The following is a 13,748-nucleotide window of genomic DNA, read 5'->3' as shown; positions in this document are numbered from 1 at the left end:
TACGACTAAAGTAACCGCTCCACCAACCCCCACCCTATCCAAGGCGGGGTATGTTTTTTCAGCAGATGTCGAGGGAAAAGCCAAAGAAAAACTTTTCTTTGGACGAAAAAAATGGACCTCTTTTCAGAGATCCATTTTTTAATGCTTGGAGCGGGAAACGAGACTCGAACTCGCGACCCCGACCTTGGCAAGGTCGTGCTCTACCAACTGAGCTATTCCCGCGTCTTGGTGTGGCGCATTCTATAGAATCCAGAAGCCCCGTCAACCCCTTGATTCAAAAAAGTTTATTTCTTTTCCACGTCGGTCTTCAGATGCGGCCAGGCAGCGCGCAAATACTGGACCATGGACCACAACGTCAGGCCCGCGGATATCAGCAGCAAGGCGTAACCCAGCAGCACCCAGAACGTAAAGTCCGACGGATTGGCCAGCAGGATCACCAGCGCCAGCATTTGCGCGGCGGTTTTCCATTTACCCAGGTTCGACACCGCGACGTGAGCACGAGCGCCGAGTTCGGCCATCCATTCGCGAAGTGCCGAGACGACAATCTCGCGACCGATGATCACGGCGGCCGGCAGTGTGAGCCACAGGTTGCCATGTTCTTGCACCAGCAATACCAGCGCAACGGCGACCATCAGCTTGTCAGCCACGGGATCGAGGAAAGCCCCGAACGGTGTGCTTTGTTCCAGTCGGCGAGCCAGATACCCATCCAGCCAGTCTGTGGCGGCGGCAAATGCGAACACCGAGGCGGACGCCAGGTAGCTCCATTGATACGGCAGGTAGAACAGTAAAATGAAGATCGGAATGAGCAGGACGCGTAGTACGGTAATCAGATTAGGGATATTCATCGGCACAACTGGCTACGAGGTGAGGGGGCATTCTACTCGCTGTGCAGATTGGCATAAATCAACTCTGCGAGCTTTTTACTGATCCCGGGTGCTTTGGCGATCTCTTCGATGCTGGCACGAGACAGCTCCTGCAATCCACCAAAATGTTTCAACAAATCGCGGCGACGTGTCGGCCCGACGCCAGCTACGCCCTCAAGCGTAGACGTGCGGCGAGTTTTGCCACGACGGGCGCGGTGCCCGGTAATCGCGAAACGGTGAGCTTCGTCGCGTATCTGCTGGATCAAATGCAGCGCGGGGGAATCACCGCGCAAGGTGAATTCGTGGGCAGCATCATTCAGGTACAGGGTTTCGAAACCGGCCTTACGCGTGGCGCCCTTGGCGACGCCCAGCAGAATCAGATCCGGCACGGCCAGTTCATTGAGCACGTCGCGGGCCATGGACAGCTGCCCCTTGCCACCGTCCACCAGCAAAATGTCCGGTAGCTTGCCCTCCCCGTCCTTCAGCTTGCTGAAGCGTCGGGTCAGGGCCTGATGCATCGCGGCGTAGTCATCGCCCGGGGTGACGCCTTCAATGTTGTAGCGACGGTAGTCGGACTTGATCGGACCTTCGGGACCGAACACCACGCAGGATGCCACGGTCGCTTCGCCGCTGGAGTGACTGATGTCGTAACACTCCAGGCGCTGTGGCGGTTCGTCCAGGTTCAGCACTTCCGCCAGGGCATCGAAGCGTGCAGCAACGTGTTGACGGTTAGCCAGTCGCGCTCCCAGGGCCTGCTCGGCATTGGTGACCGCCAACTGTTGCCAGCGTGCTCGCGTACCACGAACCCGATGACTGATGGTCAATTCGCGACCGCGCAGCTCATCGATGGCCGCGATCAGGATCGGGAAGTCTTCGTGAACCACGTTGACGATCAGTTCGCTGGGCAAGTCGCGCTCGGGACTGCTGATGAAGTACTGGCCGAGAAACGCCGCCATGACTTCAGAAACGTCCTCTTCAATACCCACCTGCGGAAAGAAGTTCTTGCTCCCCAACACCCGCCCGCCACGCACACTGATCAAATGAACGCAAGCACCACCCGGATTGACAAACGCTGCGATCACATCGACATCGCCCGTCCCGCCTTCCATGCTTTGCTGGTCCTGGACCCGGCGCAGTAATGAGATCTGATCCCGCAGCTCGGCCGCACGCTCGAACTCGAGGTTGATCGCCGCCTCTTCCATTCCTGCGGACAACTCATCCGTCAGCGCATTGCTGCGCCCCTCAAGGAACATCACCGAGTGCCGTACGTCTTCGGCATACACCTCGGGCTCCACCAGCCCGACACAGGGCGCCTTGCAGCGTTTGATCTGGTATTGCAGGCAAGGACGCGTGCGGTTCTTGTAATAGCTGTCTTCGCACTGACGAACGAAAAACGTCTTCTGCAGCAGGCTCAGGCTTTCACGAATCGCACCGGCGCTGGGATAAGGGCCGAAATACTTGCCCTTGGCCTTTTTTGCACCGCGATGGATGCTCAAGCGAGGGAACTGGCCATCCGAGAGAAAGACGTAGGGGTAGGATTTATCGTCGCGCAGCAGGATGTTGTAGGGCGGACGCCACTCCTTGATCAGCGTCTGCTCAAGCAACAAGGCTTCGGTTTCATTGGCCGTAATCGTCGTTTCGACCTGAGCGATACGCGCGACCAGCGCCGCGGTCTTGGGCGCAAGACCGGATTTGCGGAAGTAACTCGACAGGCGATTCTTGAGGTTCTTGGCCTTGCCGACGTAGAGCAGGCGTGCCTCGCTGTCGAACATGCGATACACACCGGGACGCCCACTGACCGTCGACAGAAAGGCGCTTGGATCGAAGACTTCAGTCATTTTCAGAGACTGGCATCGACCATGCCGTGACGAACCGCCAACAGCGTCAACTCGACATCGCTGCTGATCGAAAGCTTTTCGAAAATGCGGTAACGGTAAGTGTTCACGGTTTTTGGCGACAGACACAGTTTGTCGGAAATGATCTGGACCTTCTGACAGCCGACAATCATCAGCGCGATCTGGATTTCCCGCTCCGACAAGGCGTCGAAGGGCGAATCATTGGTCGGCTGGAAGGATTTGATCGCCAGTTGCTGTGCAATTTGCGGGCTGATGTAGCGCTGCCCGGCAAACACCAGGCGGATGGCCTGGACCATTTCCGGCAGTCCGGCACCCTTGGTCAGATAGCCCGCGGCCCCTGCCTGCAACAACCGCGTCGGAAACGGGTCTTCTTCGCACACGGTGACCGCGACGACTTTGATATCCGGATGACTGCGCAATAATTTGCGTGTGGCTTCAAGACCGCCGATGCCGGGCATCTTGACGTCCATCAGCACCACATCGGGTTTCAACTCACGCGCCTTGAGCAGGGATTCTTCGCCTGACTCAGCCTGGCCGACTACTTGCAGGCCATCGATGTCAGCCAGCATTCGTGTAATGCCTGTACGAACGAGATCATGATCATCGACTACTAGCACCCTAATCAAGCAGACACCTCGCGAAATGGTCTTATTGGGTTGCCGACACCTTAGCAAAAAGCAACTGGCAGACCTAGCGGCAAGCGTCATATAAAAAGTTTCAATACATCTTGAAAGGCTTGTCGCATGCATGTTTCAGCCGGGCGAGGCATCGATATCGCGCTGCATTCTCAGGAAACACTCGTCCGTGCCGACCACCTTCAGTCCCTTTCTCTCATACAACGCTTGCGCGGGATTATTTTCAAAAACCGTCAAACGTAATGCCGGACGCCGTTCCTTGCACGCCATGGCGAATACCTGATCAATCGTCCAGGAGCCGGCGCCCTGCCCCCGAAACGCTTCGAGGACGTGCAGTTCGCGGATGTACAGGGCTTTGGCGTCACGACTCAGACTGAAAAAGCCCAACACGGTACTGCCACTCACAATCAACCAGTTCTCGCGCCCTGCCCAGCCAACATCGAACCCTTCGTCCTGCCACAGCAGATCGTGCTGAATGTAATAGCGCAGCATGTTGTTGCGGGTCAGTTCACGAGCGAAGTCGAGATCCCGGGATGTCGCCGGACGTAATTCAAATACCATCACCCCAATGCAACCTCCACTAATTGCCCCTTCCAACCGTCAGCATCGCGGCGAGCCACGACCATCAGATTGCCTGTACCCGGTGCGGCCGCAATCAGCGAACCGTCCGACGCCCAGATCGCGCTGCGTCCTGCCGATTCCCAGCCACCCGTTGCACCGCCATGGTTGGCCATCAGGACCGTCATCGAATGAGCGCTGGCGTAGCCTTGCAACAACGCGGTATCCGGGGCGTAGCCGTTTTCCGTGATCAGCACGCCCGCCGCATAGAGATCGGCGCCTTGCTGCGCCGCCGCGGCTGCATGACTGGCGTGAGAGAAATCCGCGCACACCGCCAACGCGACCGTATCAGCACCTACGGTCAGGGTCGAACCGCCGGTTCCCGGTGCAAATGCCACTTCTTCGCCTGGATGCAGATGCTGCTTGCTGTAGATCCCGAGCGATCCATCAGCACCCAACACCAACGCCCCAATCAATACCGGCGAATCCTCCGACAGGCGAATTGGCATCCCGACGACAGTCGTCACACCGACTTCCCGCGCGAAATCCCGCAGCGGTTGCAGAACCTCGGCGTCTGGCGCAATGGCCAATTCAGCCGCAAGCCCACGCTCGTACCCGGTCAGCGATAACTCCGGGAACACCAGCAATTGCACGCCCTGCTCCGCGGCAACTTGCATGAAGCGCTGATGCCACACAATGTTTGCGGCAAGGTCACCGGCGATGGAGATCGATTGAGCAGCGGCGATGATCAGTGGCGTCATGATTCGTCCTTGTGACGTTGTATATAAGCGAAGCACAAAGTGTGTCACAACCGGTGACGCACTCAAGCGATAGAAAATGCCGCCGGTGATCGATAGCATTTTCTGATTGAAACCACGTACCGGCCTCGCGTAAGCTCGGCGCACTCATCGGAGACAAAACCATGTTCAACGCCCTCTCACAGCTTCGTACCGTCAGCGCCCTGCGCTCGGTGGCGGCTGCCCGGGTGAATGACGTTTGTGCTCCGGTCAGCTTTTATTTTGGGTATTGGTTTAGCCACTGGCGCGCCTGATACCCACACGGCGCCCACTTTAAACGGGTCGCCACCAGAGATTTCTCAACCCCCGGTCGGCTTCCCGACCGGGGGTTTTGTTTTTCCAGCCCCACACATTTTTAGCGACACACCAGACAACCAGAGGATTCAACAATGAACTACGCCACTTATTACCGTTACGACAGTTTTACCGCCTGGCGATTTAGCAGCCTCCGCTCGGGACAGCCTGCCGCCTCCGATCGGTCACCCACAGGTGGCAAGCACACACACGCAGCCAATCCGGCCAATTGTCGAACACCCCAGTAGGGCCGAGCGCGCGGGAACGAACCCGCCGCCAGCCCAGGAAGCCCGAATATGAACTCGTCCATCTCTGCTCTGCCGCTGTCCACCTTGAGCCCTGCCAATGAAGCGCTGACCCTGCGTCTGCCCAGCTCATTGCAACTCAAACAGCAATTGCCACTCAGCAACGTCCTGAGCCAGCAAGTCGCCGCCCACCGCCAGGCGGTTCGCGCGATCCTCAACGGTGAAGACTCCCGTCTGCTGGTCATCGTCGGTCCCTGCTCGATTCACGATCCTCAATCCGCCCTCGAATACGCCGGCAACCTCGCCCGCCTCGCCGCCGAGGTCAGCGATGAAATGCTGCTGGTGATGCGCGCCTACGTCGAAAAACCCCGCACCACGGTCGGCTGGAAAGGCCTGGCCTACGATCCCCATCTGGATGGCAGCGATGACATGGCCGGCGGCTTGACCCTGTCCCGCGAGTTGATGCGCGAGATGCTCCGCCTGGGACTGCCGATTGCCACCGAACTGCTGCAACCGATGGCTGCCGGCTACTTCGACGATCTGCTGAGCTGGGTCGCCATTGGCGCTCGCACCACCGAATCGCAGATCCATCGGGAAATGGCCAGCGGCCTGAGCATGCCGGTCGGCTTCAAGAACGGCACCGATGGTGGTGTCGGTGTGGCCAGCGACGCCATGCGCTCTGCCGCCCATCCGCATCGCCATTTCGGTGTCGACAGCCAGGGCCATCCGGCAATCATTCAAACGCCGGGCAACCCCGACACCCACCTGGTACTGCGTGGCGGACACCGTGGGCCGAACTACAACCGCGACAGCATCGCCCAGGTGAACAGCGATTTGACCAAACTGAAGATCCCGGCCCGGATCATGGTCGACTGCAGCCATGCCAACAGCGGCAAAGACCCGTTGCGTCAGCCAGCGGTGTTTAACGATGTGCTTGAACAGCGCCTGCAAGGTGATCGATCACTGATCGGCATGATGATCGAGAGTCACCTGTTCGAAGGCTGCCAACCACTGAGCCCGTCCATGCGTTACGGCGTGTCAGTCACGGACGGCTGCCTTGGCTGGAGCGGAACAGAACTGTTGTTGCGCCAGGCAGCCGATCGGCTCAGAGCGCAGAGCAGGGATCAACAATCGGCGTGAGCCACACTCTCGTCCAGTCCTCCTATCGAGGACTGGACGTCGGAATTGAGACACGACTCACAGGTAAAGGGTGTTCGCGAAGTAGGCCATCGCAGTAAAGCGCTCTGTTACAGATCAAAAGATGTCCAAATATTCCGAACAAGACCTCATCTACTTTCGAACTTTCGTACATTTTCTATTCCGTTTTCATCAGGTTACAGCGGCTTTTTCATGCAACGCCGAACAGCAGGCGTGCTTTAGAGTGAGCCCATCAACACACCTCTGAACCACTGCGAAAAAGGGAAAGAACATGCTACGGAATGCAACTACTCAGTATCCGATCCTGTTGGTCCACGGGCTCTTCGGCTTCGACCGCATCGGCAAGGTCGAACTCTTTCATGACGTCAAGCAGGCACTCAGGAATGCAGGCGCAAGAGTGTTTATCCCGCACCTGTCGGCTACCCATAGCAATGAGGTCCGCGGCGACCAACTCCTGGCGCAGATCGAACGGGTACTGGAAGGAACCGGTGCAAATAAAGTCAACCTGATCGGCCACAGCCAAGGCGCACTCGCCGCACGTTTTGCGGCGGCGACAGCGCCGCAGGCAATCGCCTCGGTGACCTCCGTCAGCGGACCGAATCACGGCTCGGAACTGGCCGACTTCTTGCGCAAGGCGCTAACGCCCGGGCGCCTGCCGGAACACGTCGCCTCGACGGTTGCAACGTTGTTTGCAGACTTTCTATCGTTGCTCAGCGGCCACCGTCACCTGCCGCAGAACGCCGTTGCCGCGCTGAATGCCCTGACCACCGAAGGCGTAGGCGCGTTCAACGACAAATACCCACAGGGTTTGCCGAAAACCTGGGGGGGCAAGGGTCGCGAACTGGTCGACGGCGTACGCTATTACTCCTGGAGCGGCACCCTGCAGGGCGACCTCCTCGACAAAGGGCTTGATGCCCTGAATCCGCTGCACGGGTTCCTCCGCGCCTTTTCCCACTACTTCACCACCGAACCCGAACAGAACGATGGCCTGGTTGGCCGCTACAGCTCCCATTTGGGCAAAGTCATCCGGTCCGACTACCCGCTGGATCATCTGGACAGCCTCAGCCAGACCGCCGGTCCGTTGCGCAAGGGCATCGACCCGATTGCCCTGTATGTGCAGCATGCGGAGCGCCTGAGAAATGCCGGCCTATAAAGGAAAACCGTATCGGCCTGCATAATCTGTACGGAACTTTGAGAAGAAATAGACCACTGAATCCGGTAGGCTCCGCACTTTACTGAACATTGAAAGGAGTATTTCACCATGGCTAAAGCCACTGCCCGTCACATCCTCGTTGCCAGCGAAGCCAAGTGCAACGAATTGAAAGCCCAAATCGAAGGCGGCGCTGATTTCGCCGAAGTCGCCAAAGCCAACTCCACTTGCCCGTCCAGCCGCCAGGGCGGTGATCTGGGTTCGTTCGGTCCAGGCCAGATGGTCAAGGAATTCGACACCGTGGTCTTCAGCGCACCGATCAACGTGGTGCAAGGCCCGGTCAAGACCCAGTTCGGTTACCACCTGCTGGAAGTGACCAGCCGTCAGGACTGATCAAGCCTAAAGTTTTCTGCTCAACGGCCCGCCTTTTGGTGGGCCGTTTTGTTTCGGATACGTGATACGGGTGGCGAGGGACGCGCCGCTAGCGTACAAATTGCGGTTATTGACCACCCGGCTCTAAGGCTGACAATGCGACTGGCGTTCCCTACTTTATTGTTCACGGCCGTGGCTCTGTTATTGAGCGTCACCGGCGTGACTGCAGCACCGCAACATGCGTTGACCGTGTACGGTGAACCGGCGAAGTATCCTGCCGGCTTTAGTCATTTTGCCTACACAAACCCGCAAGCCCCCAAGGGTGGCACGATGCGCCGCTCGGCCGTCGAAATCGGTCATTTCGATCATATGTTGCCCTACATCGATAAAGGCATTGGCGTCACGCAGGTCGACGGCCTGCTTTACTCGCCCCTCGCCCAGCGTTCGCTGGACGAGCCTTACACCGTGTACGGCTTGGTGGCTTCGATGATGGAGCGCTCGGACGACGGTTTGTTTCTGCGCTTCTACCTGAACCCCAAGGCCCGTTTCGCCGACGGCAAACCGATCACGGCCGAAGACGTGCGCTACACCTTCGACCTGTTGATGACCCAGGGCAGCCTGCGTTATCGCACTCAATTTGCCGACGTCAAAGGCGTCGAAGTGGAATCACCTCTGACGGTTCGGTTCGACTTTAAAAGCAATGAAAACCGTACCCTGCCCCTCGATATCGCGACCTTGCCGGTGTTTCCCGAGCATTGGTGGAAGACTCGCGACTTCGCCAATGGCGGCGGTTACGAGCCACCGTTGGGCAGCGGTCCCTACAGGGTAGGCAAGGTCGACTCCGGTCGCAGCATCACCTTCGAGCGCAACGCCGATTGGTGGGGCAAGGATTTACCGGTCAGCCGCGGCCTCTACAATTTCGATCGATTCAGCATCGAGTACTTCGGCGATACCGACGTCGCGCGCCAGGTTCTGCGCGGCGGTGCCTACGACTACAACCGAGAATTCTCCGCCACCGCTTTCTCCATCGGCTACGACGGCCCGGCCCTCAGCGACGGGCGCTTGCAAAAGGCGCATCTGGCAACCCAAGCCCCGCAACCGGCTCAGGGTTTTGTGTTCAATCTGCAAAACCCGCTGTTCCAGGACCGTCGAGTGCGTCAGGCGCTGGTCATGCTCTGGGATTTCGAGTGGAGCAACCGGCAGATGATGCGCGACATGTACATCCGCCAGCAGAGTTTCTTTTCCAACACCGACCTCGCCGCCCGACAGCTGCCGGACGCCGGCGAACTGGCAATTCTCGAACCGCTGCGCGGGCAGATCCCCGACGAGGTGTTCACCCAGGTTTTCCAGGCACCGAAAACCGATGGCAGTGGCGTGATACGCGACAAACAGTTGCAGGCACTCGATTTGCTCAAACAGGCCGACTGGGAACCCGATGGCGATCAACTGGTCAACGCCGAAGGCCAGTCATTGAGTTTCACTTTCCTGGTCAGCCAGAACGGCATGGACCGATTGCTGCTGCCTTATAAGCGCACCCTGAAACAGATCGGCATCGACATGAACATCCGCCGCATCGACTCGTCCCAATACGTGAATCGCCTGATGAGCCGCGACTACGACATGATCGTCACCGGCTACCCGGTCACGACGTCGCCCGGCGGTGAACTGCTCAATTACTTCGGCTCGGTCTCGGCCAACGACCCTGGCGCCAATAACTACATGGTGTTGAAAAATCCGGCGGTCGACACACTGATCGCCGGACTGATTCGCGCCACCACCCAACCCGAAATGCTGCACTACGCCCACGCGCTGGACCGGGTGCTGCAATGGAACTACTACTGGATTCCCAACTATTACCCACCGGGCAGCTCCACCGTGTGGTGGAATCGTTTCGGCAGGCCCAACGAGCAAGCGAGCAATGACGAAGCCATCGAGAGCTGGTGGGAAATCAGCACCACGCCGCTGACCAACCAACAGATGACCGCTGAGCAAATCAGCCGTGGCAAACCCGGAGGGCCGCACTGATGTGGGCTTACATACTGCGGCGTCTGCTGCTGATCATTCCGACGCTGGTGATCATTCTTCTGGTCAACTTCATCATCGTCCAGGCCGCGCCGGGCGGCCCGGTGGAACAGGCCATCGCGCACTTGCAAGGCATCGGCGGTGCGAGTGTCGGCGGCGGTTCCAGCGAACGCATGTCCGGCACCTCCCGATCCAGTCGAGGCCTCGACCCGCAACTGATCAAGGACATCGAAAAGCAGTACGGCTTCGACAAACCAGCGCACGAACGCCTGTGGCTGATGCTCACCAGTTATGCGCGCCTGGACTTCGGCAAGAGCTTTTTCCGCGGCGCAACCGTCACCGACCTGATCCTGGAAAAAATGCCGGTGACCATTTCCCTCGGGCTCTGGGCAACGCTGATCACCTACCTGGTGTCGATCCCTTTGGGCATCCGCAAGGCCGTGCACCACGGCAGCCATTTCGATATCTGGAGCAGCACCGCGATCGTCATCGGCTACGCCATGCCGGCGTTCCTGTTCGCGATGTTCCTGATCGTGGTCTTCGCCGGCGGTACCTCGCTGAACTGGTTCCCGGTGCGCGGGCTGGTCTCGGACAACTTCGAATCGCTGTCGACCGTGGGCAAAATCGCCGATTACTTCTGGCACCTGGTATTGCCGGTGACGGCGCTGGTGATCGGCGGGTTCGCCACGCTGACCATTCTGACCAAAAACTCCTTCCTCAATGAAATCACGCGCCAGTACGTGGTCACCGCCCGCGCCAAGGGTCTGAGCGAACGCCGAGTGCTTTACGGTCACGTGTTTCGCAATGCCATGTTGCTGGTGGTCTCGGGGATTCCCCAGGCGTTCATCAGCGTATTTTTCGCCGGCTCGCTGCTGATCGAAGTGATTTTCTCTCTCGACGGCCTGGGTCGCATGAGCTACGAAGCCGCAGTTTCACGGGACTATCCGGTGGTGTTCGGTTCGCTGTTCATCTTCACGCTGTTCGGTCTCTTGATAAAACTGGTCGGCGACCTCTGCTACACCCTCGTCGACCCGCGTATCGACTTCGCCGGGAGGAACGCCTGATGTTCAAGCTCTCGCCGTTAGGTCGTCGTCGTTTTGAGCGTTTCAAGAAAAACCGTCGCGGCTGGTGGTCGCTGTGGCTGTTTGTCGGCCTGTTCCTCTTGACCCTCGGTGGTGAGCTGATCGCCAACGACAAACCACTAATCGTCAGCTACCAGGACTCGCTCTACTTCCCGGCCCTGAAGCGTCATACCGAGCAGGAGTTTGGCGGGCAGCTGCCGTTCCAGGCGGACTACCGCAGCGATTATGTGCAGAAGCTGATTCAAAAGGACGGTGGCTGGATGCTGTTCCCGCCAATCCCCTTCAGCGACGACACGCCGAACTATGACCTCAATCAACCGGCGCCCAGCCCTCCGACGAAGGTCAACTGGCTGGGCACCGACGATCAGGCGCGGGACGTGTTGGCCCGAGTGATTTTCGGTGCTCGGGTGTCAATCCTGTTTGCCTTGATGCTGACCTTTGTCAGCGCACTGATCGGCATCGCTGCCGGCGCCCTGCAAGGCTATTACGGCGGCTGGGTCGACCTGATCGGTCAACGGTTGCTGGAGGTTTGGTCGGGACTGCCGGTGCTGTACCTGCTGATCATCCTGTCGGGGTTCGTCGAGCCTAATTTCTGGTGGCTGCTGGGGATCATGGCGCTGTTTTCCTGGTTGGCCCTGGTGGACGTGGTGCGCGCCGAGTTTCTGCGCGGACGCAACCTGGAATACGTCAAAGCCGCCCGTGCGCTGGGCCTGACTGACCGCAAGGTTATCGTCCGGCACATCCTGCCCAACGCAATGAACGCGACCCTGAGTTATCTGCCGTTCATTCTGACCGGTGCGATCTCCACCCTCACGGCGTTGGACTTCCTCGGTTTCGGCATGCCGGCCGGCAGCGCATCGCTGGGCGAGTTGATCGGTCAGGGCAAGCAGAACCTGCAAGCGCCGTGGCTGGGATTGACGGCGTTTTTCACCCTGGCGCTGATTCTTTCTTTACTGGTGTTTATCGGGGAGGCATTGCGAGATGCCTTTGATCCCAGGTCATGACGCGGACTGTTGATATGAGTAACAACCTGATCGAAATCCGTGACCTTCGCGTGGCCTTCAGCGGCCAGACCGTGGTGCGCAATCTGTGCCTGGATATCCGCCCCGGCGAATGCCTGGCGCTGGTGGGCGAGTCGGGCTGCGGCAAGTCGGTGACCGCTCACTCGATCCTGCAACTGCTGCCCGAGACCGGCACCGAAACCACAGGCAGCATTCGCTATCGCGGCAAGGAGCTGGTCGGCGCTCCGGCCAAGGTCTTGCGAGAACTGCGGGGCAACCGCATCGCGATGATCTTCCAGGAGCCCATGACTTCGCTCAACCCATTGCACAGCATCGAAAAGCAGATCGGCGAAACCCTGCTGCTGCACAAGGGCCTGGCCGGTAAAGCGGCGCAAGCGCGGATACTCGAGTTGCTGCATCTGGTCGGCATTCAGAAACCCAAAGAGCGGCTCAAGGCCTATCCCCATCAATTGTCCGGTGGCCAACGGCAACGGGTGATGATCGCCATGGCCCTGGCCTGCGAACCGGAGTTGCTGATCGCCGACGAACCGACCACAGCGCTGGACGTGACAGTGCAACGCAAGATCCTGCTGCTGCTCAAATCCCTGCAACAGCGTCTCGGCATGTCGCTGCTGCTGATCAGCCACGACCTCAATCTGGTGCGCAGCATTGCCCAACGAGTCTGCGTGATGAAGGCCGGGGAAATCGTCGAGCAGGCACCTTGCGAAATATTGTTTACCGAACCGAAACATCCTTACAGCTGCGTGTTGCTGAATGCCGAACCGGAAGGTGAAGCACTGCCCAGGGACGAGCGCGAGAACGTGCTTGAGGTGGACGACTTGCGGGTGCAGTTCGCCCTCGGTGGCGGGCTGTTTCAGCGCAAGACTTACCTGAAGGCCGTGGACGGCATCAGCCTCAACATTCAACGCGGCAAGACGCTGGGCATTGTGGGCGAATCCGGCTCCGGCAAGTCGACGCTGGGTCAGGCGATCCTGCGCTTGCTCGACTCCGAAGGCAGCATTCGCTTTCAAGGTGAAGCGCTGGACGGCCTGACGCAAAAACAGCTGCGGCCGTGGCGCAAGAAAATGCAGGTGGTGTTCCAGGACCCGTTCGGCAGCCTCAGCCCGCGAATGTCCGTGGCGCAGATCATCAGTGAAGGCCTAGAGGTGCATAGCCAGTTGACGGCTGACGAATGCAAAGCCGAAGTGATTCGGGCATTGGTGGAGGTCGGCCTCGATCCGCAAAGCCGTCATCGCTACCCCCACGAGTTTTCCGGCGGCCAACGCCAACGCATCGCCATCGCCCGGGCGCTGGTGCTGAAACCGGCGCTGATCCTGCTGGACGAACCGACCTCGGCGCTGGATCGCACGGTGCAAAAACAAGTGGTCGCCCTGCTCCGCCAGCTTCAGGAAAAACATGGCCTGACGTATCTGTTTATCAGTCACGATCTGGCAGTGGTGCGTGCACTGGCTCACGACATGATCGTGATCAAAGACGGCAAAGTCGTGGAAAGCGGCGCCAGCCACGACGTGTTTGAATCGCCGCAGCATCCGTATACCAAGGAGCTGTTGGCGGCGGCGCATCCGGGTTAAGACTTGAAACCGCGGCGCGGCCATCGCGAGCAGGCTCACTCCCACAGTTTGAAATGCAATCCAATGTGGGAGCGAGCCTGCTCGCGATTAGGCCCGCACCGACACTACACATTTTGGACATGA

13 protein-coding genes and 1 tRNA gene are annotated in these 13,748 nt (G+C 58.9%); 8 read left to right on the top strand and 6 right to left on the bottom strand.

Going from position 1 to position 13,748, the window contains the following annotated elements:
• Nucleotides 1–146: 146 nt before the first annotated feature.
• From PMI27_RS0229100 to PMI27_RS25350, 6 genes are all read right to left on the bottom strand, one after another.
• Nucleotides 147–222: transfer RNA gene (locus PMI27_RS0229100), tRNA-Gly, on the bottom strand.
• A 62-nt stretch (nucleotides 223–284) separates the two neighbouring features.
• A complete protein-coding gene (gene pgsA, locus PMI27_RS25330) occupies nucleotides 285–845 on the bottom strand; it encodes a CDP-diacylglycerol--glycerol-3-phosphate 3-phosphatidyltransferase (protein ID WP_008150904.1) in 561 nt (186 codons plus the stop codon).
• A gap of 32 nt (nucleotides 846–877) precedes the next feature.
• Nucleotides 878–2,701: an excinuclease ABC subunit UvrC gene (uvrC, locus tag PMI27_RS25335; protein WP_008150906.1), complete on the bottom strand. Its 1,824-nt coding sequence runs from the start codon at nucleotides 2,699–2,701 to the stop codon at nucleotides 878–880.
• A gap of 2 nt (nucleotides 2,702–2,703) precedes the next feature.
• On the bottom strand, nucleotides 2,704–3,345 hold the full coding sequence (gene gacA / locus PMI27_RS25340) for a response regulator transcription factor GacA (RefSeq protein ID WP_008015884.1): 642 nt from the start codon (nucleotides 3,343–3,345) through the stop codon (nucleotides 2,704–2,706).
• Between the two features lie 126 nt (nucleotides 3,346–3,471).
• Entirely contained in the window at nucleotides 3,472–3,915 is a 444-nt protein-coding gene (locus tag PMI27_RS25345) for a GNAT family N-acetyltransferase (RefSeq protein WP_033053051.1), read from the bottom strand.
• Complete coding sequence (locus PMI27_RS25350) at nucleotides 3,915–4,673, bottom strand: carbon-nitrogen hydrolase family protein (protein WP_008150910.1); 759 nt, start codon at nucleotides 4,671–4,673, stop codon at nucleotides 3,915–3,917. Before PMI27_RS25350 ends, PMI27_RS25345 begins: the two co-directional genes overlap by 1 nt.
• 161 nt (nucleotides 4,674–4,834) lie before the next feature.
• On the opposite strand from PMI27_RS25350, the gene PMI27_RS32210 reads away from it, so the two are divergent.
• From PMI27_RS32210 to PMI27_RS25385, 8 genes are all read left to right on the top strand, one after another.
• Nucleotides 4,835–4,963 (top strand): hypothetical protein, encoded by a 129-nt coding sequence (locus PMI27_RS32210; RefSeq protein WP_024164522.1) that lies wholly within the window; start codon nucleotides 4,835–4,837, stop codon nucleotides 4,961–4,963.
• A gap of 336 nt (nucleotides 4,964–5,299) precedes the next feature.
• Nucleotides 5,300–6,388 carry a 3-deoxy-7-phosphoheptulonate synthase gene (locus tag PMI27_RS25355; protein WP_008150914.1) on the top strand — a complete coding sequence of 363 codons (1,089 nt, stop codon included), beginning with the start codon at nucleotides 5,300–5,302 and terminating at the stop codon, nucleotides 6,386–6,388.
• Between the two features lie 289 nt (nucleotides 6,389–6,677).
• On the top strand, nucleotides 6,678–7,559 hold the full coding sequence (locus PMI27_RS25360; protein ID WP_008150916.1) for a lipase family alpha/beta hydrolase: 882 nt from the start codon (nucleotides 6,678–6,680) through the stop codon (nucleotides 7,557–7,559).
• 108 nt (nucleotides 7,560–7,667) lie between these two features.
• Entirely contained in the window at nucleotides 7,668–7,949 is a 282-nt protein-coding gene (locus tag PMI27_RS25365; protein ID WP_008150918.1) for a peptidylprolyl isomerase, read from the top strand.
• Nucleotides 7,950–8,084: 135 nt separating this feature from the next.
• Complete coding sequence (locus tag PMI27_RS25370) at nucleotides 8,085–9,953, top strand: extracellular solute-binding protein (protein ID WP_008150920.1); 1,869 nt, start codon at nucleotides 8,085–8,087, stop codon at nucleotides 9,951–9,953.
• Nucleotides 9,953–11,014 (top strand): microcin C ABC transporter permease YejB, encoded by a 1,062-nt coding sequence (locus PMI27_RS25375; protein ID WP_008150922.1) that lies wholly within the window; start codon nucleotides 9,953–9,955, stop codon nucleotides 11,012–11,014. Before PMI27_RS25370 ends, PMI27_RS25375 begins: the two co-directional genes overlap by 1 nt.
• Nucleotides 11,014–12,036: an ABC transporter permease gene (locus PMI27_RS25380; RefSeq protein WP_008150924.1), complete on the top strand. Its 1,023-nt coding sequence runs from the start codon at nucleotides 11,014–11,016 to the stop codon at nucleotides 12,034–12,036. Before PMI27_RS25375 ends, PMI27_RS25380 begins: the two co-directional genes overlap by 1 nt.
• A gap of 14 nt (nucleotides 12,037–12,050) precedes the next feature.
• Nucleotides 12,051–13,625, top strand: a complete 1,575-nt coding sequence (locus tag PMI27_RS25385) for an ABC transporter ATP-binding protein (RefSeq protein ID WP_008150926.1) — start codon at nucleotides 12,051–12,053, stop codon at nucleotides 13,623–13,625.
• The last annotated feature ends 123 nt before the right edge of the window (nucleotides 13,626–13,748 follow it).

It is taken from the genome of Pseudomonas sp. GM41(2012) (genome assembly GCF_000282315.2).
Taxonomy (GTDB): domain Bacteria; phylum Pseudomonadota; class Gammaproteobacteria; order Pseudomonadales; family Pseudomonadaceae; genus Aquipseudomonas.
This window is presented reverse-complemented; position numbering and strand designations above follow the sequence as displayed.

What these genes read in the sequence shown, in the direction of transcription:
- pgsA (WP_008150904.1), bottom strand. Translation starts at nt 845, where the DNA reads ATGAATATCCCTAATCTGATTACCGTACTACGCGTCCTGCTCATTCCG.
- uvrC (WP_008150906.1), bottom strand. Translation starts at nt 2,701, where the DNA reads ATGACTGAAGTCTTCGATCCAAGCGCCTTTCTGTCGACGGTCAGTGGG.
- PMI27_RS25345 (WP_033053051.1), bottom strand. Translation starts at nt 3,915, where the DNA reads ATGGTATTTGAATTACGTCCGGCGACATCCCGGGATCTCGACTTCGCT.
- PMI27_RS25350 (WP_008150910.1), bottom strand. Translation starts at nt 4,673, where the DNA reads ATGACGCCACTGATCATCGCCGCTGCTCAATCGATCTCCATCGCCGGT.
- PMI27_RS32210 (WP_024164522.1), top strand. Translation starts at nt 4,835, where the DNA reads ATGTTCAACGCCCTCTCACAGCTTCGTACCGTCAGCGCCCTGCGCTCG.
- PMI27_RS25355 (WP_008150914.1), top strand. Translation starts at nt 5,300, where the DNA reads ATGAACTCGTCCATCTCTGCTCTGCCGCTGTCCACCTTGAGCCCTGCC.
- PMI27_RS25360 (WP_008150916.1), top strand. Translation starts at nt 6,678, where the DNA reads ATGCTACGGAATGCAACTACTCAGTATCCGATCCTGTTGGTCCACGGG.
- PMI27_RS25365 (WP_008150918.1), top strand. Translation starts at nt 7,668, where the DNA reads ATGGCTAAAGCCACTGCCCGTCACATCCTCGTTGCCAGCGAAGCCAAG.
- PMI27_RS25370 (WP_008150920.1), top strand. Translation starts at nt 8,085, where the DNA reads ATGCGACTGGCGTTCCCTACTTTATTGTTCACGGCCGTGGCTCTGTTA.
- PMI27_RS25375 (WP_008150922.1), top strand. Translation starts at nt 9,953, where the DNA reads ATGTGGGCTTACATACTGCGGCGTCTGCTGCTGATCATTCCGACGCTG.
- PMI27_RS25380 (WP_008150924.1), top strand. Translation starts at nt 11,014, where the DNA reads ATGTTCAAGCTCTCGCCGTTAGGTCGTCGTCGTTTTGAGCGTTTCAAG.
- PMI27_RS25385 (WP_008150926.1), top strand. Translation starts at nt 12,051, where the DNA reads ATGAGTAACAACCTGATCGAAATCCGTGACCTTCGCGTGGCCTTCAGC.